Source organism: Allochromatium vinosum DSM 180 (assembly GCF_000025485.1).
In the GTDB taxonomy this organism is placed as follows: domain Bacteria; phylum Pseudomonadota; class Gammaproteobacteria; order Chromatiales; family Chromatiaceae; genus Thermochromatium; species Thermochromatium vinosum.
In genome coordinates this window covers 1,679,841-1,702,514 of the sequence record NC_013851.1, presented here as the reverse complement: position 1 = coordinate 1,702,514, position 22,674 = coordinate 1,679,841, and the positions used below count along the sequence as shown (strand labels likewise).

Annotated in this window: 23 protein-coding genes; 6 read left to right on the top strand and 17 right to left on the bottom strand. The window is 64.1% G+C overall.

Features of this window, described 5'->3' with window-relative positions:
* Positions 1–25: 25 nt before the first annotated feature.
* The 5 genes from ALVIN_RS07285 to ALVIN_RS07265 are packed head-to-tail and all read right to left on the bottom strand — an operon-like array spanning position 26 to position 4,246.
* Entirely contained in the window at positions 26–1,870 is a 1,845-nt protein-coding gene (locus tag ALVIN_RS07285; RefSeq protein WP_012970683.1) for an Hsp70 family protein, read from the bottom strand.
* The gene (locus tag ALVIN_RS07280; protein ID WP_012970682.1) at positions 1,867–2,418 is read right to left on the bottom strand and encodes a DUF2760 domain-containing protein; all 552 of its coding nucleotides are present in this window, start codon (positions 2,416–2,418) and stop codon (positions 1,867–1,869) included. The genes ALVIN_RS07285 and ALVIN_RS07280 overlap by 4 nt, the downstream gene beginning before the upstream one ends.
* 55 nt (positions 2,419–2,473) lie before the next feature.
* On the bottom strand, positions 2,474–3,217 hold the full coding sequence (locus ALVIN_RS07275) for a UDP-2,3-diacylglucosamine diphosphatase (protein WP_012970681.1): 744 nt from the start codon (positions 3,215–3,217) through the stop codon (positions 2,474–2,476).
* A 45-nt stretch (positions 3,218–3,262) separates the two neighbouring features.
* Positions 3,263–3,556: a hypothetical protein gene (locus ALVIN_RS07270; RefSeq protein ID WP_012970680.1), complete on the bottom strand. Its 294-nt coding sequence runs from the start codon at positions 3,554–3,556 to the stop codon at positions 3,263–3,265.
* An 18-nt stretch (positions 3,557–3,574) separates the two neighbouring features.
* Positions 3,575–4,246, bottom strand: a complete 672-nt coding sequence (locus tag ALVIN_RS07265; RefSeq protein ID WP_012970679.1) for an ankyrin repeat domain-containing protein — start codon at positions 4,244–4,246, stop codon at positions 3,575–3,577.
* A gap of 90 nt (positions 4,247–4,336) precedes the next feature.
* Between ALVIN_RS07265 and ALVIN_RS07260 the strand changes: the two genes are divergently transcribed.
* Entirely contained in the window at positions 4,337–4,756 is a 420-nt protein-coding gene (locus tag ALVIN_RS07260; RefSeq protein WP_012970678.1) for a hypothetical protein, read from the top strand.
* Positions 4,757–4,779: 23 nt separating this feature from the next.
* Here the strand turns inward: ALVIN_RS07260 and ALVIN_RS07255 are convergent, their stop codons facing one another.
* Positions 4,780–5,349 (bottom strand): nucleoside deaminase, encoded by a 570-nt coding sequence (locus ALVIN_RS07255; RefSeq protein WP_012970677.1) that lies wholly within the window; start codon positions 5,347–5,349, stop codon positions 4,780–4,782.
* 222 nt (positions 5,350–5,571) lie between these two features.
* Here ALVIN_RS07255 and ALVIN_RS07250 point away from each other — a divergent pair, with 222 nt between their 5' ends.
* Positions 5,572–6,168 carry a YceI family protein gene (locus ALVIN_RS07250; protein WP_012970676.1) on the top strand — a complete coding sequence of 199 codons (597 nt, stop codon included), beginning with the start codon at positions 5,572–5,574 and terminating at the stop codon, positions 6,166–6,168.
* Positions 6,169–6,242: 74 nt separating this feature from the next.
* Here ALVIN_RS07250 and ALVIN_RS07245 read toward each other — a convergent pair whose 3' ends face one another.
* A complete protein-coding gene (locus tag ALVIN_RS07245) occupies positions 6,243–7,292 on the bottom strand; it encodes an NAD(P)-dependent alcohol dehydrogenase (protein WP_012970675.1) in 1,050 nt (349 codons plus the stop codon).
* A 312-nt stretch (positions 7,293–7,604) separates the two neighbouring features.
* Between ALVIN_RS07245 and ALVIN_RS07240 the strand changes: the two genes are divergently transcribed.
* The 4 genes from ALVIN_RS07240 to ALVIN_RS07225 are packed head-to-tail and all read left to right on the top strand — an operon-like array spanning position 7,605 to position 11,182.
* The gene (locus tag ALVIN_RS07240) at positions 7,605–8,066 is read left to right on the top strand and encodes a MarR family winged helix-turn-helix transcriptional regulator (RefSeq protein WP_012970674.1); all 462 of its coding nucleotides are present in this window, start codon (positions 7,605–7,607) and stop codon (positions 8,064–8,066) included.
* Position 8,067: 1 nt separating this feature from the next.
* On the top strand, positions 8,068–10,086 hold the full coding sequence (locus ALVIN_RS07235) for an FUSC family protein (RefSeq protein WP_012970673.1): 2,019 nt from the start codon (positions 8,068–8,070) through the stop codon (positions 10,084–10,086).
* The gene (locus ALVIN_RS07230; RefSeq protein WP_012970672.1) at positions 10,083–10,292 is read left to right on the top strand and encodes a DUF1656 domain-containing protein; all 210 of its coding nucleotides are present in this window, start codon (positions 10,083–10,085) and stop codon (positions 10,290–10,292) included. The genes ALVIN_RS07235 and ALVIN_RS07230 overlap by 4 nt, the downstream gene beginning before the upstream one ends.
* Complete coding sequence (locus ALVIN_RS07225) at positions 10,289–11,182, top strand: efflux RND transporter periplasmic adaptor subunit (protein WP_012970671.1); 894 nt, start codon at positions 10,289–10,291, stop codon at positions 11,180–11,182. Before ALVIN_RS07230 ends, ALVIN_RS07225 begins: the two co-directional genes overlap by 4 nt.
* A 251-nt stretch (positions 11,183–11,433) precedes the next feature.
* Here the strand turns inward: ALVIN_RS07225 and ALVIN_RS17040 are convergent, their stop codons facing one another.
* The 10 genes from ALVIN_RS17040 to ALVIN_RS07180 form a co-directional block, all read right to left on the bottom strand.
* A complete protein-coding gene (locus ALVIN_RS17040) occupies positions 11,434–12,552 on the bottom strand; it encodes a DNA cytosine methyltransferase (RefSeq protein WP_012970670.1) in 1,119 nt (372 codons plus the stop codon).
* Positions 12,552–13,283 carry an MAE_28990/MAE_18760 family HEPN-like nuclease gene (locus ALVIN_RS07220; protein WP_012970669.1) on the bottom strand — a complete coding sequence of 244 codons (732 nt, stop codon included), beginning with the start codon at positions 13,281–13,283 and terminating at the stop codon, positions 12,552–12,554. The genes ALVIN_RS17040 and ALVIN_RS07220 overlap by 1 nt, the downstream gene beginning before the upstream one ends.
* Positions 13,280–14,359 (bottom strand): DUF262 domain-containing protein, encoded by a 1,080-nt coding sequence (locus tag ALVIN_RS07215; protein ID WP_012970668.1) that lies wholly within the window; start codon positions 14,357–14,359, stop codon positions 13,280–13,282. Before ALVIN_RS07215 ends, ALVIN_RS07220 begins: the two co-directional genes overlap by 4 nt.
* Before the next feature lie 534 nt (positions 14,360–14,893).
* The gene (locus ALVIN_RS07210; protein ID WP_012970667.1) at positions 14,894–15,997 is read right to left on the bottom strand and encodes an ABC transporter permease; all 1,104 of its coding nucleotides are present in this window, start codon (positions 15,995–15,997) and stop codon (positions 14,894–14,896) included.
* On the bottom strand, positions 15,994–16,932 hold the full coding sequence (locus tag ALVIN_RS07205) for an ABC transporter ATP-binding protein (protein ID WP_012970666.1): 939 nt from the start codon (positions 16,930–16,932) through the stop codon (positions 15,994–15,996). The genes ALVIN_RS07210 and ALVIN_RS07205 overlap by 4 nt, the downstream gene beginning before the upstream one ends.
* Complete coding sequence (locus ALVIN_RS07200; protein WP_012970665.1) at positions 16,929–17,888, bottom strand: HlyD family secretion protein; 960 nt, start codon at positions 17,886–17,888, stop codon at positions 16,929–16,931. Before ALVIN_RS07200 ends, ALVIN_RS07205 begins: the two co-directional genes overlap by 4 nt.
* A 98-nt stretch (positions 17,889–17,986) precedes the next feature.
* Positions 17,987–18,826, bottom strand: a complete 840-nt coding sequence (locus ALVIN_RS07195; protein ID WP_012970664.1) for an MBL fold metallo-hydrolase — start codon at positions 18,824–18,826, stop codon at positions 17,987–17,989.
* Positions 18,823–21,021: a multiheme c-type cytochrome gene (locus tag ALVIN_RS07190; RefSeq protein ID WP_012970663.1), complete on the bottom strand. Its 2,199-nt coding sequence runs from the start codon at positions 21,019–21,021 to the stop codon at positions 18,823–18,825. Before ALVIN_RS07190 ends, ALVIN_RS07195 begins: the two co-directional genes overlap by 4 nt.
* Positions 21,018–21,665, bottom strand: coding sequence for a cytochrome b/b6 domain-containing protein (locus tag ALVIN_RS07185; protein ID WP_012970662.1), 648 nt, complete (start codon positions 21,663–21,665; stop codon positions 21,018–21,020). The genes ALVIN_RS07190 and ALVIN_RS07185 overlap by 4 nt, the downstream gene beginning before the upstream one ends.
* Positions 21,662–22,624 carry a cytochrome c3 family protein gene (locus ALVIN_RS07180; protein ID WP_012970661.1) on the bottom strand — a complete coding sequence of 321 codons (963 nt, stop codon included), beginning with the start codon at positions 22,622–22,624 and terminating at the stop codon, positions 21,662–21,664. Before ALVIN_RS07180 ends, ALVIN_RS07185 begins: the two co-directional genes overlap by 4 nt.
* Positions 22,625–22,674: the final 50 nt, after the last annotated feature.

Genomic DNA, 22,674 nt, shown 5'->3' with positions numbered 1-22,674 from the left:
ATGGACTGATCCGCCACACCGTGCGTCAGGCCCGCTGACCGCGCGTATTGAAGGCCACGTTCCAGCGCTCGTCGCCGCCATCGATGGGGATGGCGGTCAGTTCCAGGGTGCCGACCTCGGTCACGGCCGCCTGGAGCCGCACCGCGACCACCTCGCCCTTCTTGCGGTCCTCGGCGTTGAGCGTGGTCTGGATCTCGTCGAGCTCGGCCAGTTCGTCCTCGTGCCAGTCTTCGAGCAGGTCGCCGACCTGATCCTCACGGCGCACGCTGGAGCCGAAGAAGCGAAAGCGCACCGGCTCGCCGACCACCAGACCGAATTCCTGCGGCGGCGCGACCGGCTCCGAACCTTCCTCCAGACCAAAGGGCACCAGACACAGCGCCTGGATCTCCGGCTCCATCCCAGGGACGGCGGGCATGGCGCTCTCGACCCCGACATAGTAGGTGTGCGAGGTGCCGCCCCGGATGCGCACCCCGCCATGCCGACGCGCATGGGCATAGAAGGCCGCGCCCCGAGCCACGGCCAGATCCAGATCGCGCGCTTCCAGCCGGCGTGCGGGCGGCGCGTCCTCGGCGGCGAGCCAGCCGTTGAGCACGTCCATCACCCGTTCCTGCAACAGCTCGGCTTTGAAGACGCCGCCGTTGAACAGCACCGCCGTCGGGCGCAGAAAACTCGCCTCCTTGGGCTGATCGACGAAGCCGGCCAGATCCTGGGTCGCGCCCGCCTGACGCCCGAGGAAGGCGGCCAGATGGCGGGTGATGGCCGGATCCTGAGCATAGGGCAGACCGACCTTGGTCAGCGCGCCGCGCGAGCGGGTCGTCGGACGGCTACCCGACTCGACCGCCGGGAAGAAACCCTCGATCAGACTGGTGCGAACCTCGTCGCGCGTCAGCTCGGTGCGGATGCTGCCGCCGATCAGCTTCGACCCACGGCTCGGCACCACCACGGGCACGCGCTCCAGCCCGGCATCGGCCAGCAGCGTTTCCTTGGCCTGACGGCAGGCATGGGTGAGCGCCTGCAACTGCCAGCGATCGAGTTCGACACCGCCGGCAGCGAGCTTGTGACGCAGCACATAGGCCAACGCCAGATCCATGTTGTCGCCGCCGAGCAGGATGTGCTCGCCGACCGCGACCCGGTTGAGTTCGAGCGCGCCCTCATGTTCAGTCACCGCGATCAGCGACAGATCCGTGGTCCCGCCGCCGACGTCGACCACCAGGATGATGTCGCCGACCTGGACCTGTCGACGCCATTCGCCCTGGCTGTCGTTGACCCAGCTATAGAGCGCGGCCTGCGGCTCCTCCAGCAGCACCAGATGCTTGATGCCGATCGCCTTGGCCGCTTCGGCGGTCAGCTCGCGCGCCGCCGGGTCGAAGGAGGCCGGCACCGTGACCGTGACTTCGAGCCGGTCGAGCGGTTCATAGGGATGCGCGCCATTCCAGGCATTGCGCAGATGGGCCAGATAGTGAATGGTCGCGTCGAAGGGCGAGATCTGCGGGATCTCGTCGGGCACGCCCGGCGGCAGGATCGGCGCCTGACGGTCGATGTCGGGATGACAGAGCCAACTCTTGGCGCTGGAGACCAGCCGGATCGGGGTCATCACGCCCTGGTTGCGCGCCAGCTCGCCGACGATCCGGGTCGGGTCGGACTGCCAGGGCAGGCCCAGATCATTGGCGCGGAACTCATCGGCGTGCGGCAGATAGAGAAAGGACGGCAGCAGCGGACGCGACTCGACCGCGCCGGGCGAGACCAACTGCGGAACCGGCAGCCTGTCCTGGACGATACGCTCGCCCTCACTGCGCTCGGAGTCGACCCAGGACAGGGCGCAATGGGTGGTGCCAAGATCGATGCCGATGGCGTAACGCGAACCGCTCACAGCTCCACCTCCGCCGCCGCAATGATGCGCGGATCATGACCGCTGGTGAGCTTGGGCAGACGGGTCTCGGTCACGCGCCAGCCGCGATGGGCGAGCGTACCGCTGAAGGGCGGATCGCCGACCAGATTGCCGGTCGGACGGATGGCGGCGGCGTCGAATCCAGGCGCCAGGGTCACGCGACTGCCCTCCGGCTCGTCGCGCACCGGGGCGAGGCTCAGATAGTCCCGGAGCACCTTGCGACAGCCCTGATGCACCACGCGCGCTCCGCGCCCGATCTCTTCGTCCGAATAGCCCTGGATCTCCTCTTGCAGGAAGTCGACCAGACGCCCCTCCTTTTGCAGCAGACCGAGCAGCAGCAGGGCCGAATCAGGAGCGGCTTCACCGAGCGGCACGGTGGCGGGCGCGGCCGGACGTACCGCCGGATGCACGGGTGTCGCCGTGGCGAGCGCCGAAACCGCGCGCGCGAACTCGGGATCTTTCAGCGCACGACGCAGACTGCCAAAGGCGATGGAGACCCGCCGAAAGAAGGACGGCGCCGATGATGACATGGGAGGTTCCTCGATAAAGAGACGAATGAACGGGATTCAACAGGGAACGAGCCAATTACTCGATGGCCAAACGCCTCCAGCCCGACGCCGAATGACTCAGCGCCTCGCCCACGCCGTCGCGCCATTCGGCCAGCACCAGACGCTGCGCCGCTCGCCCATCGACCTCGTGCACATGATCGGCCGGGCGATGCGTGTGACCATGGATCAACCGCGTTGCACCATGACGCCGGAGCGTGTCGATGACAGCCTGCTGGTTGACATCCATGATGGTCGCCGTCTTGGCTGAATTGGCCTCGGCACTGCGGCGACGGTAATCGGCGGCGATGGCGCGACGGCTGGCGAGCGATTTCCAGAGAAAGAGCCGCTTGACCAGCGGATGGCGCACCCGGCGTCGAAAACGCTGATAGGCCAGATCGTCGGTGCAGAGCCGGTCGCCGTGCATCAACAGGGTCGGCTCGCCATCGATCCGGATCAGGCACGGATCGGGCCGCAACCGGCAGCCGGTCTCGCGCAGAAAGGCGCGTCCGATGAGGAAGTCGCGATTGCCGTGCAGGATGGCGCACTCGGTGCCCGCCGCCGTCAGCTCGCGCAGCGCGGACCGCACCGCCCGGTGCAGCGGCGCATCGTCGTCATCGCCGATCCAGGCATCGAACAGATCGCCCAGGATATAGAGCCGCCGCGCCGCGCGCGCCCGTCCGGCGAGAAAACGCAGAAAACAGTCCAGCGTCGCCGGCTGATCGGGCGTCAGATGCAGATCGGAGATGAACAGCGACTCGCCGTCGTCGTGGGACACAGACATGGTGAGCGATGGCGTGGCGATCGAAACGCTGGGACGATCCGCCAATCAGTCCTCCGGCAGCTCCAGCCAGCCTTGCAGCGCCGCGATCAGACCCTGAGCCTGAGCACGGCTGGAGATGTTGAACTTGGACTGCTGGCGATATTCGCCGTTGCGCTTCTGATAGCGCCGGATGGTGTAGCGATCCGGGCTATAGACCTCCTTGGCGCGGTCCCATTCGCGATAGCGGAAGAGAATGGTGGTCCAGCTTCCCTTCGACAGAACCACCTTGTCGAGTTCCTTGACGGTTTCGATCCCGTCCTCGACATAGGTGACGGTCAGGTCTTCGATCTTTTCGGCCATGCGGCAATACTCGTGTGTTCAGTGTGTTTTGGTTGCAAGCGCACCATGGCGTTGCAGCCGCTCGACGATTTGGGTGCGGTCGCCGTGTCGTCCGTCGGCGTGCTCCAGGGCGACATCCAGCGGCGCCCGGCCCTGGGCATCGGGCTGGTTGACATCGGCGCCCAGCAGGATGAGCCGTGCGACCGTCTCCAGATGCCCGCGCCTGATCGCCAGCGTCAGAGCCGTGTCGCCGTCCGGACCGATCCGGTCCAGCCCGGCCCCCTGGCGCAACAACAGCTCGAAGCTGTCGCGATCCGAGATCCCGGCGTCCGCCAGTTCCAGCAGCAGGGCCTGAGGCTCCAGCGGTACGCCATGCGCGATCAGGGCTTTGGCCACCTGGGTCTTGCCCGTCAGCAGCGCCGTTTGCAGGGGCGTCGCGCCCGCCGCGTCGCGCACGGACGGATCGGCCCCGGCCTCCAGCAGGACGCGGGTGATATTGACGCTGCCCTGACGCGCGGCCACATGCAGCGGATAATCGCCCTGGGCGTCCGGCTGATCGACGTCGGTGTCCCAGTAGACGTGACGCTTGACCTGATCCAGGTCGCCGATAGCGACGGCCCGATGGAGATTCACGGTCGGTCGCGCCGGCTCGCTACAGGCGGCGAGCAGAAACACGGACAGACAGAGCAGCACGAGCACTGGACGGGACATGACGGCGAACGACGCAGCGGATCCAATCGATGCTCGGGATCTTAAACCGCGTCCGGCGTGAAAACCACCGGGGCATGGTAGAGTTCACACATGATCGGAAAGTTACTCCTCACACTGGCCGTTTTACTCGGCGCCTATGGCGTGCTGCGGGTGCGTTGGCGGGCCAATCGTATCGAATCCGGCGCCATGCCCGGGCCGGATCGGCCACACGGGTCGGATTCCTCCTGGCAGACGATGCGTCTGGCCGCCTCGCTGCTGATCGCCATCATGGCCGTGGGCAGCGCGCTCTATCTGGCCCAGGGCTGGTTCGAGGATCAGGAGGTCGTGCAGGTCCAGGTCATCAATGCCAATACCGGCCGGATCACGCTCTACGAATCCAGACGCGGCTCGGTCGAGGGGCGGCAGTTTCAGACGCTCGACGGGCGCACGATCCGGCTCGCCGATGTGGAGCGGATGATCATCCTGCCGGCTGAACCGGAACTCGACCCAAGCCGTGAGCCGTCGCGATAGGCCGTCGCCTCGCGTTCCCCGCCTCAGTAGATCGCACCGCCCGCCTGGGCATAGTCCCACAGGATCTGCGCCGACTCGGCGCGCAACAGATCCCGCGTCACCTCGATGCCGCGCTGCGCATAACCCGCGATCCAGTCAGCCGGTTTGTGCCCTTCGTCGAAGCCGATCGCGCGCACGTCGCTGTCACGCGCGCCGATGACCACGCGCTCGATTCCGGACCAGGGAATGGCCCCCATGCACATGGCACAGGGTTCGGCGCTGGTGAAGAGCACACAGCCGCCCGGAACGGCCTGACGCAGATCGAAGCTCCCGAGCCGCTGCTGGGCGATGCCGATGGCGACCATCTCGGCATGGGCGATCGAGCAGCCGGAACTGACCACCCGATTGACTCCGGCGGCGATCAGTCGACCGCTCCGGCGCTCGAAGATGGCCGCCGAGAAGGGGCCATCCGCGCCGGCACGAATATTTTCGCGCGCCAGATCCAGCACCAGCGCCATGCGTCCGGTGTCGTCGAGATCGCCTGTCTCGCGTGTGGCGAGCAACGCCTCAATCCAAGCCGGGAGTTCGATCCGGATAGCGTTCTTCTGTGTCATCTCCTGCTCCATCGCCTGCTGTGTGTCAGTGCGGCCTGGCCGTTCAAGCCGAGGATCGACCATCCGGCCGCGCGCCTTGTATCCGAGGATTTCAGTTCCATGTTAGAGCGCAGCCGTTCACGCAGATCGGCGGCGGGCGTGGTTCGATCGCGGTTTCCCTGAACCCGCCCCACCCGGCCGGTCGAGTATGTTCAACATCGACCTTTGAATCTGGAGGCTGTGATGCGCGACTCGATTCTCTCCATCGCTCTGACCGGAGCGCTCGTCCTGGGTGCCTCGCCGGTCCTGGCCGACTGGACCCTCGACCCCGAACGCTCGGCCGTGACCTATGTCACCATCAAGTCAACGAACATCCCCGAGAACAACCATTTCAAGGAGATGCGCGGACAGATCGACGCAACCGGCCAGGTGGTCGTCACCCTGATGCTCGACAGTGTCGAGACTCTGGTGCCGATTCGCAACGAGCGGATGCGCGAGATTCTGTTCGACACCGCCAGTTACAAGGACGCCGAACTCAAGGCGCGCATCGATCCCAAGGCGTTGGAATCGCTCCCCGTCGGCCAGATCCAGCGCATGGCCGCCGAGGGTCAACTGACTCTGCATGGCCAGAGTCAGACACTGACCCTATCGATGATGGTCGGCCGGCTCGATGCCGATACCCTGATGGTGGCGGGCACCGAGCCGCTGCTGATCGAGGCCTCCAAGTTCGGGTTGAGTGAAAGTGTCGAGAAACTGCGCGCGATCGCGGGACTGCCGAGCATCAGCGAGGCGGTGCCCGTAGTGTTCGTCGTCACCTTCACCCAGACCGCGAACGACTGACCCCACCGTGTTACGGAGGGTCAAACCATCCAGGTCGAGCACAGATGGAGTCCTGAAGATGCCCAAGAGGCGTGCTAATCGACGCTGAGCGAGGCCATGTCGATGACGATGCGATGCGCGAAGTCACCCTGTGCCAAGTGCTCGAAAGCGTCGTTGATCTCGTCCATCTTGATCATTTGACATTCCGGATAGATCTGATGCTCGGCACAGAAATCCAGCACCTCCTGAGTCTCGGCGATGCCGCCGATCAGTGAACCGGCCACGCGGCGACGACCGAAGACCAGCGGCATGGTCATGGGCTCTTCCATCGGACCGATCTGACCGACGATCACCAGTGTGCCATCGACGTCCAGCAGCGGCACATAGAGGTTCAGGTCGTGTTTCACGGGCACGGTATCGATGATGAGGTCGAACGTGTTGGCGGCGGCCTGCATGGCCGCCTGGTCGGTGGAAGCGAGAAGGCCACGGGCGCCGCTGGCCTTGGCTTCCGCCTCCTTTTTCGTCGAGCGGCTGATCACGGTGACCTCCGCCCCCATCGCCGCCGCGAGCTTGACGGCCATGTGTCCGAGCCCGCCGAGCCCGATGACGCCGACGCGCGTCCCCTCGCCGACGTTCCAGGTGCGAAGCGGCGAGAAGGTGGTGATGCCGGCGCACAGGATCGGCGCGGACCTGGAGAGATCGAGGCTGTCGGGGATGCGCAGCACGAACTCCTCGCGCACCACGATGTGCTTGGAATAGCCGCCCTGGGTGATCTCGCCGCTGAGGCGATCCGGTGCTCCGTAAGTTGGCGTCATGCCGTTACGGCAGTACTGCTCTTCGTGGTTATGGCATTGATCGCACTCCTGACAGCTGTCGACCATGCAGCCGACCGCCACGCGATCGCCCACTTTGTAATGCTTGACCTCGGGCCCCACGGCGCTGACGACGCCGACGATCTCATGGCCCGGTACCACAGGATAGGGCTGCGGCCCCCAATCGCCATTCACGGTATGCAGGTCGGAGTGACAGACGCCGCAGTACCGGATGTCGATGGCGACATCGTTCAGGCGCAGCTCCCGGCGCTCGAAGTGATAGGGAACGAGCTTCGCGTCGGCCGAATGGGCCGCGTAGCCAATGGTTTTCATCGTATCTAGCCTATTTCGTCAGTGGGTTGGAAGTGGGTTGCCGGTCTTCGCCGGGCGGAGCGCCGTTCCGCTACGACGCCAAGAACTATCCGGTCGCCTCAGAGTCACCATGCCTGTTCGGATGCCCCGAGGAGCCATTGCTCGGTCTCTATATCGGCATTGAGATGGGGCGCCTGAGCGAGCCGATCAACGGGATGGGCCGGTAGGCCGAGATGAGCCGGGCGCGTGCTTGGCTTTTCAGCGCAGCGCAGCTTGAATATAGTTAGCTAGCTAACTATATTGCTTGCACGCCTCTGCTCGGTATCCTGACCCATGAACCATTCCCGCCAGATCCAGGAACGAACCCTCACCGCTCGCCTGCTGCGCGTCGCGCGCCTCTACCGCAAGGCGGCCGACCGCGCTTTAGCGACTTATGGACTCTCCGAGGCCCAGGCCGTACCCGTGCTGCACATCGCCCGTTGCGGCGGTGGCGTGCGCCAGCATCATCTGGCCGAGGAGATCGGCATCCAAGGCCCCTCGCTGGTGCGCCTGCTCGATCAGCTCTGTGCCCAGGGGCTGGTCGAGCGGCGCGACGACCAACAGGATCGGCGGGCAAAGACGCTGCACCTGACGGCGGCGGGCGAGGCGCTCGCGGCGCGGGTCGAGACAGTCCTCCAGGGCTGGCGTGGACAGCTCCTGGCCCCGCTCTCCGATGAGGCGCTGAACGGCGTCCTCAGCGGACTGGGGGCATTGGAGTCGGGTCTGGAGACGCTCGACAAGGAGACGGCGGACTGAGATGACGCAAGCCACCCGCGACCGTCTCCACTTTGCGTTCGCCAGCTTCGCGGCGGCCATGCTCGCCCTCTACATCAGTCTGGCGATCGGTTTGCCGAAGCCCTACTGGGCGGTCATCACGGTCTATATCGTGAGCCACCCCATCGCCGGTGCGGTGCGCTCCAAGGCCATCTATCGGTTGCTGGGGACAGGACTCGGCGCCGCAGCGTCGGTCGTGCTGGTGCCCCATTTGGTGAATGCGCCAGCCCTGCTCTCGCTGGCGCTGTGGGTGGGCGTCTGTCTGGCGGTAGCGGTGCTCGACCGTTCTCCGCGCAGCTACATCATGATGCTGGCCAGCTATACCGCCGCCATCATCGGCTTCCCGGGCGTGCTCCAGCCTGCGGCGATCTTCGACGTGGCACTCGCCCGCGTCCAGGAGATCGGCCTCGGGATCGTCTGCGCCACCCTGGTGCACAGCCTCTGGTTTCCGCGTCCCGTCGGCACGGTGGTGCGCGCACGACTCGACGCCTGGCTGACGGAGGCCGACCAGTGGGCGCTGGATCTGCTGCGCGGCGGGAGCGCGGAAACCCTCGAGCGCGACCGTAGCCGGCTCGCCGGAGCGGCGAGCGAGATCCGCCAGCTTGCAACCCACCTGCCCTATGACACCTCGCGCCTGCGCGAGACCACCGCCGTGGTGCAGGCACTGCAAGAGCGCCTCCTGCGGTTGATCCCGCTCTTGGCCAGTCTCTCCGACCGTCTGGCCGCCCTGCGGGCACTGCGCGGCGCGCCGGATGCCGAAACGGCGGCGGCGCTGGCGGAGGTGGCCGACTGGGTCGCCAGTCCCGGAATGGACCCACAGCCCCTCTTGCAGCGTCTGCGGCGACAGGCCGCCTGCGTCGACCGCCGCGACTGGACCGGACTCCACCAACTGAGCCTGCTGTCACGGCTGCTGGATCTGATCGAGGCACTGGACGCGTCACGGCAGCTCCTCGCCCACCTGCATGCGCCCGAGCGAGCACTCCCGTCGCCTCTGGCCGAGGTGGTCGCGCGCGCCGAGGAGCGACCGCTGCACCGGGATCCTGGTCTAGCCTGGCGCTCGGGCGGGGCGGCGACACTCTCCATCCTGATCTGTTGCGCCCTATGGATTCTCGGCGGCTGGTCGGCGGGAGACGGCGCCGCCGTCCTCGCTGCGGTCCTCTGCTGCCTCTTTGCGACCATGGACGACCCGGCGCCGGCCATGCGGGCCTTCGGGATCAGCCTGCTGCTGGCCGTGCCCCTGGCTGCCGTCTACCTGTTCGTGCTGCTGCCGCGCGTCCACGACTTCGTGCCGCTGGCGCTTGTCCTCGCCCCGACTCTGGTCGGACTCGGGATGCTCATGGTGTCGCCCCAGCACGCCCTGCTCTCCCTGTCGGTGAACATCAACTTCATCAACAGCCTGGCGCTCCAGGACCGGCTGACCTGGACCTTCGCGGATTTTCTCAACGTCAATCTGGCGCCCTTCGTCGGGTTGCTGGTCGCGCTCTCCGTGACGCGCGGACTGCGTTCCATGGGTGTGGAGACCAGCGCCCGACGGCTGCTGCGCCAGACATGGGACGCCCTGGCCCGTCTGGCTGAGGGCCGGGGTGAGCGCGAACCGCTCGCCTTCGCCTCGCGCATGACCGACCGGCTGGGACTGCTGGCCCCGAAGCTCGCCGCCAGCAAAGACCCGGCGCTGGCCGGTGTGAGCATCCTGAGCGAGCTGCGGGCGGGGATGGATCTGGTCGCGCTGCGCGGGCTTCGCGCTCGCCTGTCTGCGCGGAACGACAGCACGCTCGAGCCGCTGTTGCAGGCGCTCGCCGCCCACTATCGTGCACGCGCCGACAGGCAGCGCGGCCCGGACGCCGAGGCCGACTTGCTCCCGCTGCTCGATCGGACGATCTACCGCCTGGGGACGAATCCCGCCGAGACGAACGCCCGCGAGGTCAGCGCCCTCCTTGGGCTGCGGCGCAGCCTCTTTCCAGACACACCCGTACCCATGACGACCCAGGAAGCCAGGGCATGAGCGGCGAAACCAACCTCTTCGGCGTCTATCTGCACGCCTTTCTGGTCACCGCCGTTCTGGCGTTCGTCCTGACGCTCGTGGTGCATCGTCTTCTGGTCTGGCTGAAGGTCTATCGCCACGTCTGGCATCCGGCCCTGTTCGAGACGGCGGTGTTCGTCATCTGCTGGGCACTGGTGCTCAATCTGCCGGAGTATGCACGCTCATGAACGACCGATCCATCAAGACCGCCGTGGCGAAGATCCTCCGCCCGGTGCTCACACTCACGCTGGTCGGCGTTGCTGCCGTGGCGGGATGGCGGGTGTGGGTCTACTACCAGGTCGAGCCCTGGACCCCGGAGGGACGGGTACGCGCCGACATCATCGAGGTCGCTCCCGATGTGTCGGGAATCGTCACCGAGGTGGCGGTGGACGATCATCAGTCCGTCAAGCGCGGGCAGCCGCTCTTTCGCATCGATCAGGCGCGCTATGTGCTCGCCCTGCGTCAGGCCGAGGCGGTGCTCACCGCCAAGCGCGCCACCCTGGCCCAGACCCAGCGCGATGCGCAGCGCAATCAGGCGATGGGCGAGCTGGTCGCCAAGGAGGTTCGCGAGCAATGGCAATCCAAGGTGGAGCTGGCCGGGGCCGAGGTTGCACAGGCTCTGGTCGCGCGCGATCTGGCCTCACTCGATCTTGAGCGCACCCTGGTCGTCGCGCCCGCCGATGGCATTCTCTCGGATCTGATGCTACAGGTCGGTGATGCCGTCACCGTCGGAAAGCCTGTCCTGGCACTCATCGCGGCCGACTCCTTTCGGGTCGAGGGCTATTTCGAGGAGACCAAGCTGCACGACATCCGCGTCGGCCAGTCTGCCCTGGTCAAGCTGATGGGCGAGGAGCAGGTCATCAGCGGCCATGTGCAGAGCATCGCCTCCGGCATCGAAGACCGCGATCGGGTGACGAGTGCCAATTTGCTGCCCAATGTGACGCCGACCGTCAGTTGGGTGCGTCTGGCCCAAAGGGTTCCCGTGCGTGTGACTCTGGATGCCGTCCCGCCGGACATCCGTTTGATCGTCGGCCGCACCGCTACTGTGACCATTCTGCCTGGGGTGGGTGCAGAATGAGACCGTTTCATTCCGCTCGCTGGGAACCTCTAGACTTCCACCAATGGGCCGAGACAAGCATCGCGCTGAGTCCCGTGGATCATATACCGCGCAGGAGTTCTCGCCCGTGAGGTTCTCCAGCGGCTCGTCGCGGTCCAATCGAGAGTGTTGGGAGAACAAGATCAGGACAAATCGAACACGATACACTGATGCGAACGCCAGACTCGCGGCTAAGGGATGGAGCGTGCTTCGCCTCTGGGTACACCTACCACTCAATGAAGCTGAGTCGTTGGTAGTTGCTCGGCTCCAGTGCCTGGAGACCGAGATGAGCAGACGCGAACATGAGCGACTAGAGATTGGGCAATCGCCTCTCCCAGCCGAACGGGAACCGCGTTGCCGATCAAACGACCCATCCTGTTGAACTTGAACCTGGTTCCAGCGGGAGCAAACGAATAGTCCGCCGGAAAGGTTTGCAGCATGGCCGCCTCGCGCAGAGAAATTGCGCGATGCTGTTCTGGATGCCCAAATCGCCCATTCCCATAGCCGAAGCACTGAGTCGTGATCGTCGGAGCCGGTCGATCCCACTCCATACGTCCGTAGACACTGGGATACGTAGCACCACTGGACTTGCGATGACAAGCAGCCTTCAGTTCATCTGGCCAATCGCGCCAAGTTCCACCGGGGCGCGATTTCTTGATTCGAGCCAGATTCATAGGACTCAACGAGGATGCCATGTGCAGCTCGTCTTCTGGGTGGATTTCGCCGGCATCAATGGCAGGGAGCATTCCTATGGTCTGGCGGACGGTTGTTTCCTGGTTGGATTCTTCAATCAGCTCTAAAGAATCCTTACCTAGGCGAGATGCGAGCAGTACTAAACGCTTGCGGGTCTGGGGAATCCCCAGCTTTGAACATTCGACGATCTGCCACCAAGTCTCGTAACCGGAGAGGCTCGCGAGCAACTCATCGAAAACTGGATGATCTGCCAACTGAGGCACGTTCTCCATGGTTATCAGGTCGGGCCGAATCGCTTCTGCCAATTTACCGAAAGAGGAGACGAGCGGCCATTGCGATTCATACTCCCGATTACGCCCACTACGGCTATAGGACGAGAATGGCTGACAGGGCGCACATCCGGCGAGCAAGGTGTAGTCGGCATTTTCATAGTAAGGCGTGATCAGATCGGGGGGCAGTGTTCCGACATCATGCTCGATAAATCGAGCTGGATTATTGGCTTCGTAGGGATAACGGCAACTGGCGTCAATGTCGATGCCAGCCATGACTTGAATGCCGCCACGCGACAAACCATGGGTCAACCCTCCAACCCCGCAGAATAAATCTACAGCTTTGATATTGAAGGTTATTTCCTGAAGATTTTTGAGGCACTTATTCATTATGGACGCCGCTCAGGAAGGAGGTATTCGTATCCTTCCAGGTATTTTTCGAAACAGCCAACCACAGCCTCCAGATAACGCAAGGTGTTATTCGCCAAGCTCTTAATCCCAGAAAAAGTTTCATTCTCTGAGCATTCCACAAAAGAGATGGATCCGTGCGCCAAGCGATTGCGGAGGTTCTTCACCAAAGCCAAAGACCCCATGTCATCTCGAATAGGTTTCTTGATCGCTGCGTAGATCTTCTTAGCAACGTGAAGCTCGAAGCCAAGACGCTTGGTCATGCGCTCTATCGCAGAATCGTCCCAATTACCTCCACCTCCCTTATCCATATCGAAACGGTCCACCGGTAGAGCCGAGGCCAAGTGATTGCAGAGCTGAAGCGCATGATTCAATCGATTATCAGGACTCAATGCCTCGTGGGTGCGCGCGACAGCACGCACCCATTCGCGGCGAAGATCATCGTTCAAATCACTCGGCGTCCACTGCGCATTGCTTCTCGTTGCCTCTGTAACCTCATGAATACATAAAGATATCGTCGCTTCCACGAGATTATACAGTTGCAGGTAGACGGTCGAATAGAGGATTCTTTGTTGCTCGACGGTGATTGGCCGCTGGGCTCCCTCGAAACGCGGCGGACCTTTCTTAGTTTGTTCCTCCATGTCCGAAAGAAACTCCAGGTATGCCTCAACTTCCGCTTTGCGTTCCTGGAAGGCAGTTGTCAGAGCGCTCATGCGTTCGCCAAGAGTTTTGCTTTGACGAAATTAATGCGGCCTATCAAGCGTGCGATGGCATTTGCTCCGTCGGAGCCCGTGACCTTCTTGAAATCCTCGCTATCCAGCCATGGCTCGACGTCGATCGATTCCTGCTCGACCAACTCAGGACGGGCATCCAAGGCCAGTCTGGATCCGACTGCAATAGCCTCGAACCGAGCGCGAGGACTGGCTTTGCCTCTGGGGGTTCGCCTAAACCCGTGAGGGAAGACACGGTCGACGAAGTCGATCATTTCCAGGAATCGGCTGCGATAGTGTTCGATCTTGGCGGAGGCGGAAGCGACCTCGTCGTTCATCCTCTTAACGTATTTAAAAACGAACTCCGCGGGGCGGTCGCGATAGCCGTTGAGTCCATCGCTGTAGGCGAAGAAACGAGCAACCAGTTCCTCTCGTTCCCTCTTATCGACAGATTTCTGTGGTACAGGAGCCAAAGCGACGAACTTCGAGTGTGAGGAAAGCTCGATGATGAGGTCCATAAAAGGTCCCCCGAGCGCACCACGACGCACCTCTGCTTCATTCGCGATCTTGCTGCCCGTATTGATGCGCTCGAACATGTCGAAGCGAGCTTGTTCGTCGGCGTTTTCGTTCAGGACTATGCCACGGATCGATCGGTTCTTGATCTTCCTTCGTCTAGATTCGGGGAGGTCTGAGAATGTGAACCCAGAGACGGCAGTCAAGCTCTCCAGCTCCCCGAGCCGAAACTCTCCCAGGATGAACTCTTCAATCGTCCGCAGGCGCTGTGAGCCATCCACGATCTCGAGCTTTCCGTCTTTCGGTCTCTCCCAGAAGAAGAGGAAAGGGATGGGTAAACCGATCAGCAGAGATTCGATAAACTTTGACTTACGTTCAGGCTCCCAGGTGAACTCGCGCTGATAGGGTGGCACGAAGAATTCGCCTTCATGCATCTTTTTGGCAAGCAATTCGACCGAGTACTCGGTGAGATAGAACTCTATCCGCTTGGACAGTTCAAGGATCTGATCCTCGGCCGCTTCCTTCTCTGCTTTGGATTTAGGGACAATCTCTTTCGGCTTCTTCATGGGGCAACCATTGATTCTCAATCCTTACTGCATTGTGTCCGCGGGGGGGGGGCGCGAAGCAGGCTGACATGCCTAGTTCGACTAAGCGCCTGATCGCTTCAGGGCGAGTCGGAATATCGTCTTGATTCCTCCTCCATGCGTCGAGCATGCCCGGTTGGAATCGTGTGCCTACGAGCGTGCCCGTGGTCGAGGCTCGCCGCTTCTGCTTTTGGTTAGTCATGGAACGCTAAGAGCATGTTTTTCTGTTAACAGGATAGCAAGAATTCCTTTTCGACAGAACTGCCCCGCCTGGGATGTCAGGGATTAGATGCAGCCGTCAGATTCAACCGGCTCGTTATCTACATTAGGCGCTGTATGTACAATATGTGCGCGCCCAATTCCCAAAAAGAATGATGGCGCTGATGGCATTCAGAGGCCGAGCAACAGTGATGCAGCAGCAGAGGGGCACCGAGTCCGGCCACAAGATGGTGATGTAAATCACCAGCGCATGAACACGCTCCAACCACTCCAAACGGTTTGGACCAAAAACCCCCATCAATCCAGAGTTTTACTGAATCTCGACACCGCCAGCGTCAACGTCACCCCCGCAAAGACGACCAGCGCCAGCACCTCCCCCGGCATATCCGCCAAGCTGGCCCCGCGCAGCATGATCCCCCGGATCATCCGGATGAAATGGGTCAGCGGCAGCAGCTCGGACAAATACTGGGCGGCCTTGGGCATCCCGGCGAAGGGGAACATGAACCCCGAGAGCAGGATCGAGGGCAGAAAGATGAAGAAAGTCATCTGCATCGCCTGGAACTGGGTCTTGGCGGCGGTGGAGATGACCAGCCCCAGGGTCAGGTTGGCGGCGATGAAGAGCAGCGCCGCGAGATAGACCTGATAGAGCGCGCCCCGCACCGGCACCCCGAACAGCAGCATCCCGAGGGCCAGGATGATGCTCACCTGCACCAGCCCGATGAGCACGTAGGGGATGATCTTGCCGATCATCAGCTCGAGGCTGCGCACCGGAGTGTTGATCAACAGCTCCAGGTTGCCGCGCTCGGCCTCACGGACGATGGCGACTGCGGTGAAGAGCACCATCGTCAGGGTCAGGATGACGCCGATCAGACCGGGCACGATGTTGAGCGCCGAGCGCCGCTCCGGGTTGTAGAAGCTGCGGACCTCAAAGACCGGCTCCCCGCTCGGCCGCTCCGGCGCCGTGCCGTAGTCGAGCGAGATCTGAGCGAGCTGACGGGCCGCCATCAGGACGACCGGATCGGTGCCGTCGGCCAGCAGCTGGGCGGCCGGGCGCTCCGGATCCTGCAACCGGCGCCCGAAGTCGGGCGGGATGTGGAGGCCGACCGCGATCTCACCGCGCCGCAGCAGCCGCTCCAGTTCCTCGGGTCTGCTCACCGCTCGATGGATGTCCACCACCTGGGTCGCCTGACTGTCGGCGATCAGCGCCCGTGACAGCGAGGTCTGGGCCTGATCGGCCACCCCGGCCGGCAGGTGGCGCACGTCGGTGTTGATGGCGTAGCCGAACAGCATCAGCTGGATCAGCGGGATGCCGACGATCATGCCGAAGGTGAGACGGTCACGGCGCAGCTGCCGCACCTCCTTGAAGAGGATCGCGCTCAGTCGGGTGAGACAGCGACTCATGACCTGACTCCGTCTGAATCGGTCGCGAGGACGAAGACGTCCTCCAGGCTCGGATGGACCGGCTGGACCCTGGCCTCGACGCCGGCGGCCACCAGCGCCGAGCGCACCAGCTCGGGTGCGTCCTCGACCGCCCTGGCGACCAGCACCCGCAACCGCACCCCGAGCTGGGTGACGCTGAGGATGGGCGCCAGTCCGCCCAGCGCCGCGCGCGCGGGTCCGGGCGCGTCCGTCTCCACCTCCACCACCCGTGCGTCCATGTCGGCATAGAGCTGGGTCGGGGTGCCGTCAGCGACGATGCGGCCGCGCTGCAGGATCGCCAGACGGTGACAGCGCTCAGCCTCGTCCATATAGTGGGTCGAGACCAGGATGGTGGTGCCCTCGGCGACCAGCGCAAAGAGCGTCTCCCAGAAGTCGCGCCGGCTCTGCGGATCGACCGCGCTGGTCGGCTCGTCGAGGAAGAGCAGCGGCGGCGCATGCAGGGTGGCGGCGGCAAGCGCGAGACGCTGCTTCTGGCCGCCGCTCAGGGTGCCGGCGCGCTGGCGGCGCTGCCCGATCAGGTTGTAGCGCTCCAGCTGGGCCTCGATCCGCGCGCGGCGCGTCTTGCGGGGCAGACAGTAGATGTCGGCGATGAAGTCCAGATTCTCCTGGACATCCAGATCCTCGTAGAGAGAGAAGCGCTGGGTCATGTAACCGATCTGCTGCTTGAGCGCGTCGGCGTCGCCCGGGACCGGATGCCCCAGCACCCGCGCCTCGCCTTCCGAGGGAGTGAGCAGACCGCAGAGCATGCGGATGGTCGTCGACTTGCCCGATCCGTTCGGTCCGAGGAAGCCGTAGATCTGGGCGCGCGGGATGCGCAGATCGATGTGGTCCACGGCGGTGAAGTCGCCGAAGCGGCGGGTCAGTCCGTGGGACTCGATGGCGTAGTAGCCGCTCATGGCGCGCTCAGGGTATCGAGCTGGAAGCGGGCGACCAGCGGAACCCCGGCCGGCAGCGATTCGGGCGCGTCCTGGAGGTCGATCTCGGCGAGATAGGTCAGTCGTCCGCGATCGCGCTCGGTGAGCGCGTAGTAGGGTGTGAAGGCCGGATCGGCGAGCACCTTGCGCACCCGTCCGGCGAAGGGGGTGTCGAGACCGTCGACCGCGATGCGGGCGCCGGTGCCGGGCGTGACCCGGACGCGGATCGCCTCGGGCACGTAGACCCGGGCATAGGGGGTGGACCCGGCGAGCATCAGGGCGACGACCTTGCCGACAGCCGGCTGTTCGCCGAGACGGTAAGGCAGGTCGTCGAGCCGTCCGTCGCGTGGCGAGCGGACGGTCAGGCGTTCCAGGTCGAGTTCCCGCTCGCGTTCGCTGGCCTGCGCTTGGGCGAGTGCAGCCCTAGCCTGAGCCAGCTCCTCGGCGGTGGTGCCGTGCTCCAGCTCGGCGAGCGCGGCGCCGGCGCGGTCTTGCTCGCTGCGCGCCTGGTCGCGCAGACGGCGGGCGGCGTCCACCGACTCGGGGCTGGAGAGCTTGCGATTCAGCAGGGCCGCGAGCCGTTCGAACTCGCGCTCGCGTACCGCCAGGTCGTCCCGGGCGCCGCTCAGTCTGGCCCGTGCCTCGGCGATGCGCTCGGCACGGGGTCCGCGCTCAAGCTCGGCCAAGCGGGCCTCGGCCTGCTCGCGGGTGGCCCGTGCCGCGTCCAGACGCGCCTGCGCCCGGCGCGGATCGAGCCTCAGGATGATCTCGCCCTCGGCGAGCCGATCGCCCTCGCGGTGTTGGATCTCGACGATCGGCTCGGACAGCTCGGCGATCAGCTCGATCCGGTCCCATTCGAGCGTGCCGACGGCCGTGTTCGGCTCCTGGCCGCAGCCGGCGAGACCGATCAGTGCGATCGATGCCAGTGTCTTTCTCATGGAGCCTCGGCCTCCTCGTGGCGGCCCGTCAATATACCCATGTACCGGCGTGACGCATGTGGCGGAATCGGCGTCTCGAAGGCTTCAGTTCGAAACGATCAGGCGGCCGCTCCGAATCGATGCACGGTGCCTGTGGGGGACTCGTGGAACTGATCCGGGAAGCTCCGGCGCAGCAGGCAGGTGGCCGCCAATCCGGTGCAGTGGTTGGGGGCCAGATAGTCGATCCCAAATCCGGCGAGTGCGCCGACGGTGAAGTCCAGACGCTCGGTGCCGGCGCGCAGCAGATGGGTTCCGCCCAGAATGGCGTGGATCGGGCGTCCGGGCGCGAGCGTGCGGACATGATCGAGCGTGTTGATCAGCCCGGAATGACCGCAGCCGAGCACTACCACCAGTCCCGCTAGGGTGTTGATGATGAGCGCCTGATCGTCGGGCAGATCGTCGATCTCGGTGCGCGCGGCGTCGCGATAGAAAGGGCCGCCCGTATCTTCGATGGCATGGCGGCGCGGGATCTCGCCGCTGAGCTGGATGCCGGGTCGGATCTCGATCGGCCCAGTATCGGCGATGAGCCGCCGCACGCGCGGTCGCAGCACCTCCAGATCCGTGGTCGGCGATCCGATTGAGCGGCCATCGCGGTTGAACTTGGGCGCCAGCGCCTCGGGATGCAGATAGAGATCGATCGCACCGCCGGTGCATTCGATCACCGTCTCCAGCCCGCCGGTGTGGTCGTAATGGCCATGACTGAGCGCGACCGCCGTCACCCGTTCGAGCGCGATTCCGAGCCGTGCGGCATTGTGCCGCAGCGTCAGCCCCTGCCCGGTGTCGAGCAGCAGACAGTGCGCGTCGGCCTCAATGAAGAAGGACGCGCCATGCTCACCGAGCAACCCAGGCGAGCTGGCCGCGTTTTCCGCCAGTTGCGTGATGGTCAGGTTCCGGATCATGGCACGGACGGAGCCGGTGTCTCGGCGTTTGCCATCGTCTCGTTTACCGGCGGCTGTCTGAGCAGCTCCGGATCCTGGAGTTCGGCGATCCGTTCGGGCGTGTAGCCGAGCAGTTTGAAATCCATGATACCGTTGGGCGCGTGACAGTCGGCGCAGTCGTGCCCCTGGCGCTGGATGCCGTGGTTGACCATGAGCGTGCCCATCTGGCGCATCCAGTGCGGTTCGACGTTGACGAGCTGACCGTCGACGAGCGGATAGATCGTCTTCCAGCCGCCGCTGACGCCGAAATAGGCCATGAACTCGTCCATCATGTAGAGCTTGAACGGCTCCTGATACATGCGCCGGACGATCGGATCCTGGATGGCACGCTTGACGGCAGCCTGGGTGTCGCCCGTCTCATAGTAGGTGCTGTAGTCGAACGGCAGGATCATGGCCCCGAACGGTCCCTGGTTGGACATGTCCTCGTACATCATGGCGTTGAAGAGCTTGAACGGATAGATCCGGCTCTCCCCATCGTTCATGGCCGCGCGCAGGTTGGCCTGGATCATGGCACGGCGCCGTTCGAGCATCTCGGGCGTGAGCTGCGACAGCGGGTCCGTGGCCATCCGGACATAGCGCTCGACATCGATGTCGGGATACTGCGCTTTGAGTTCCGTCGCCTTGGCGCGCACGGCGGCGATGATCTCCGGGTCGTCGATCCGCGCGATCTGCTGCATCAGCGGATCATAGGTGTCGGCACCGTTCGGATTGTTGCCCAGCGCATTGGCCAGGAAGGTGCCGTTGCCGTTGAACCAGAGGTAGGTGAACCCCTTGCCCGGTTCGCCCGAACGATAGACATCGGTCGGCTCCCAGATCCCCTCTTCCGCGTCCCAGGTCGGATGCACCCAGTCGCGCAGCACCACGTTGTTGTCTTCCAGGCGCGGGATATGACAGGTCTCGCAGGCGAGCCGCGCGATATGGCCGTTGAGCAGTGCCTTGTCCCTGGAGTTGTTGTGGGGCGCTCGCGTGTGACAGGTTTCGCACGAGACCTCCTTGTCCGGCAGATCGTTGGCGACCAGATCCACCCCCATACGCCCGCGCGGAATCTTGTGGCCCTCGGGGCGATGGCAGTCGGTGCACTGGATGCCGGCGGCGGCGTGGGCGTCGTCCTCGGGACTGAAGGGATTGCCGCGCTTGGCTCCGCGATGCAGCAGACGCTGGTGCTTGTAGCCGAGCGACTGGGCAGCAGCATTGTGCTCGTAGACGTCGCCGCCCATGTTGTGCTGATGACAGCGCAGACAGGTCTCGGAGCTGATCGGGCCGACGGTGAGCGCCGCGCGCAGGCTGCGGTCCTGATCCCAGCGCAACCCGTATTCGTCGCGGATGACGACGCGCTGATTCATGTCGTAGTCGCGTGCATGACAGATCAGACAGTCGATCCCTTCCTTGGCCATGCTCGGTACATCGCCGACCGGCATCATCTTCTCGGTCGCCGGCTGATAGTTGCCGCCGATGTGACACTGGCCGCAGCCCTCGCTGCGCAGCACCACCTCGCCTTCCTCGACATGCTCGGGACGGCTCGCGACCAGCGCCGCCCAGCCGGTCCAGGTGAAGCTGCCCGGAATGCCGCAGGCGCGGTCGATCTTGCCGACCGGGATCTTGTGCGGACCGGCGTTCACCTGACGTCCGTCATAGCCATAGGTCGAGAAGCCGCCGGCGCTGCTCTGGAACTTGAAATGCACCGAGTTGACGAGATCGTCGAGGGTGTCGACCGTCGAGCGGGTGCCGTCCGGATGATCGACCTCGATGGTGGCGTGACAGGTCAGACAGGTCTTGGGGCCTTCGTACTGACGGATGCCGGCCTCGCGGAAATACTTGATGTGGCTCGGCTGGCTGTCGCGGATGAACGACTCGGTGTTCATCAGCATCTCGACCTTGACCTGACGCGCGAAGGGGTCTTGATCTTCAGCGACGACCGATTCGGCCTTGAGCCGGCGTGCTTCCTCGCTCAGCGACTGGGCCATTGCCTCGAATTCGGCTTCGGTGAGCGTCTGGCTGCTTTCATAGGTCAGGGGCGCGTTGGTCTTGCCGACATAGGCATCGAAGACCACCGGATAGAGGAAGCGATAGGCCAGCGCCAGAACGCCGAACACGCCGGCGCCGACGATCAGGCGGCGTTTGGTCCTGGGGTCGAGCAGTGTGGCGATGGGGTTCATGATTTGGCCTCCTCACGCCGGTCGGAACCCGGTTCGTCCTCGCGGTGCCAGCCGGTGATCATGGCGCGCAGATTGGTCGTGACGGTTTCGCCGGTGGTGATGATGTACATGTGCACGAGCAGGAACAGCACCAGCAGATAGGCCAGCGTCAGGTGCGCCATGGCCACCAGCCAGACGCTCGGCAGACCGAGCAGGGTCTCGGGCAGCGAGACCGAGAACAGGAACGCCCAGCCGCTCAGGATCAAGAGCGGCATCAGGCCGAACATCACGCCCAGATAGCTGAGCTGTTGCAGGGTGTTGAACTTCATCCCGACGCTGACATGGAAGGGATGCGGTTCGTTGCGGAAGATGCCCTGGGCGTAATAGCGCCCCTGGACGACCAGGCGGTCGACGAAGCCCGACAAGTGTATCCGGTAGTGCCGCCCGTTCTCGGTGCGCAGGTTGCCCACCACGAAGCCGATCCAGCCCAGCGTCAGCAGGATGCCCGCCGTGTTGTGGACCGTGACCGCCAGATCGAACGGCATCAGCCAGCCGCCCTCGCCGAAGTGCATGCTGGCGCCGGTGTACATCAGCACCAGGAACAGCAGCGCATTGACCCAGTGCCAGGCGCGCAGCCAGCGCGGATAGAGATAGAGTGCGCTCATGACCGATCCTCCCGTAGACGTCGATAGGCGCGATAGCGGCCCCAGCCGTGCGCGATCAGCACCAGCAGGGTCAGACCGATCACACCCAGACCCAGCGCGTCGAGTAGCGGACTGCGGCTCATGCCGACGACATAGGCTTCATTGAAGACCGCCTTCGACAGCCAGCCGCCGCCGGCCAGATCGGTCTCGGAACGGTACTGATAGAGCCGTCCGAGCAGACGCGCCTCCTTGGAGTGACAACTGACGCAGTCGAAGTTGCTGTCTTTGGCGGCCAGAATCTGATGCGAGACCGGCTGCCCCGGATCGGTCAAGGGCGTATGACAGTCGAGACAGCGCACCGATCCCCAATGCTTGTCGCGTTTCGGTAGCCACAGGTGCGCGGTGCTGTGCGGGTCGCGGATCTTGGTGTGACAGGACAGACAGAGTTCATTGCCCGCACGCACGATCTCGGCGATCGGCTGCCCGACCTCGGAGTTGCGGAACGCATGCGGGTCGTGACAGCGATGACAGTCGAAGCCCTCGGCCTTGGGTGAGTCCGAGACGGCATGGATACTGAGGGCGAATTCCTGGTCGATGGTCTTGAAGGTGTAGGCGCGTTTGTCCGCCTTGTGCAGTTCCTGATGACAGCCGACGCAGTCGAGCCGTTGCCCGAGCACCGACTCCGGATGCGGATACTGGCCGAAGTCGCCCTCGTGGCAGTCGATGCACTGGAGTTCGCCATGAGCCGAGTGTCCGAATTGTCGGCCATCGACGTGCAGATCGACCAAGTCGCCTGTGCGCGGGTCGCGATAGCCCAGCGTCTCCATGCGATGACAGCGCAGACAGTCGGCGTTGTCGGTGCCCAGCCGGCCCTGGATGGCGGCTTCGACCTGCGGCATCGCTCCAGGCAGCACGCTCAACAGCAGCAGGCCCAGGGCGAGCAGGCCGCCGAATCGGGCCGAAACATCTTGATCGTTCATGAGTAAGGAGCGCTCCTGTTCGCTTCATCTGTCCCCTTCCCGACACCTTA

What these genes read in the sequence shown, in the direction of transcription:
- ALVIN_RS07280 (WP_012970682.1), bottom strand. Translation starts at nt 2,418, where the DNA reads ATGTCATCATCGGCGCCGTCCTTCTTTCGGCGGGTCTCCATCGCCTTT.
- ALVIN_RS07275 (WP_012970681.1), bottom strand. Translation starts at nt 3,217, where the DNA reads ATGTCTGTGTCCCACGACGACGGCGAGTCGCTGTTCATCTCCGATCTG.
- ALVIN_RS07270 (WP_012970680.1), bottom strand. Translation starts at nt 3,556, where the DNA reads ATGGCCGAAAAGATCGAAGACCTGACCGTCACCTATGTCGAGGACGGG.
- ALVIN_RS07265 (WP_012970679.1), bottom strand. Translation starts at nt 4,246, where the DNA reads ATGTCCCGTCCAGTGCTCGTGCTGCTCTGTCTGTCCGTGTTTCTGCTC.
- ALVIN_RS07260 (WP_012970678.1), top strand. Translation starts at nt 4,337, where the DNA reads ATGATCGGAAAGTTACTCCTCACACTGGCCGTTTTACTCGGCGCCTAT.
- ALVIN_RS07255 (WP_012970677.1), bottom strand. Translation starts at nt 5,349, where the DNA reads ATGACACAGAAGAACGCTATCCGGATCGAACTCCCGGCTTGGATTGAG.
- ALVIN_RS07250 (WP_012970676.1), top strand. Translation starts at nt 5,572, where the DNA reads ATGCGCGACTCGATTCTCTCCATCGCTCTGACCGGAGCGCTCGTCCTG.
- ALVIN_RS07245 (WP_012970675.1), bottom strand. Translation starts at nt 7,292, where the DNA reads ATGAAAACCATTGGCTACGCGGCCCATTCGGCCGACGCGAAGCTCGTT.
- ALVIN_RS07240 (WP_012970674.1), top strand. Translation starts at nt 7,605, where the DNA reads ATGAACCATTCCCGCCAGATCCAGGAACGAACCCTCACCGCTCGCCTG.
- ALVIN_RS07235 (WP_012970673.1), top strand. Translation starts at nt 8,068, where the DNA reads ATGACGCAAGCCACCCGCGACCGTCTCCACTTTGCGTTCGCCAGCTTC.
- ALVIN_RS07230 (WP_012970672.1), top strand. Translation starts at nt 10,083, where the DNA reads ATGAGCGGCGAAACCAACCTCTTCGGCGTCTATCTGCACGCCTTTCTG.
- ALVIN_RS07225 (WP_012970671.1), top strand. Translation starts at nt 10,289, where the DNA reads ATGAACGACCGATCCATCAAGACCGCCGTGGCGAAGATCCTCCGCCCG.
- ALVIN_RS17040 (WP_012970670.1), bottom strand. Translation starts at nt 12,552, where the DNA reads ATGAATAAGTGCCTCAAAAATCTTCAGGAAATAACCTTCAATATCAAA.
- ALVIN_RS07220 (WP_012970669.1), bottom strand. Translation starts at nt 13,283, where the DNA reads ATGAGCGCTCTGACAACTGCCTTCCAGGAACGCAAAGCGGAAGTTGAG.
- ALVIN_RS07215 (WP_012970668.1), bottom strand. Translation starts at nt 14,359, where the DNA reads ATGAAGAAGCCGAAAGAGATTGTCCCTAAATCCAAAGCAGAGAAGGAA.
- ALVIN_RS07210 (WP_012970667.1), bottom strand. Translation starts at nt 15,997, where the DNA reads ATGAGTCGCTGTCTCACCCGACTGAGCGCGATCCTCTTCAAGGAGGTG.
- ALVIN_RS07205 (WP_012970666.1), bottom strand. Translation starts at nt 16,932, where the DNA reads ATGAGCGGCTACTACGCCATCGAGTCCCACGGACTGACCCGCCGCTTC.
- ALVIN_RS07200 (WP_012970665.1), bottom strand. Translation starts at nt 17,888, where the DNA reads ATGAGAAAGACACTGGCATCGATCGCACTGATCGGTCTCGCCGGCTGC.
- ALVIN_RS07195 (WP_012970664.1), bottom strand. Translation starts at nt 18,826, where the DNA reads ATGATCCGGAACCTGACCATCACGCAACTGGCGGAAAACGCGGCCAGC.
- ALVIN_RS07190 (WP_012970663.1), bottom strand. Translation starts at nt 21,021, where the DNA reads ATGAACCCCATCGCCACACTGCTCGACCCCAGGACCAAACGCCGCCTG.
- ALVIN_RS07185 (WP_012970662.1), bottom strand. Translation starts at nt 21,665, where the DNA reads ATGAGCGCACTCTATCTCTATCCGCGCTGGCTGCGCGCCTGGCACTGG.
- ALVIN_RS07180 (WP_012970661.1), bottom strand. Translation starts at nt 22,624, where the DNA reads ATGAACGATCAAGATGTTTCGGCCCGATTCGGCGGCCTGCTCGCCCTG.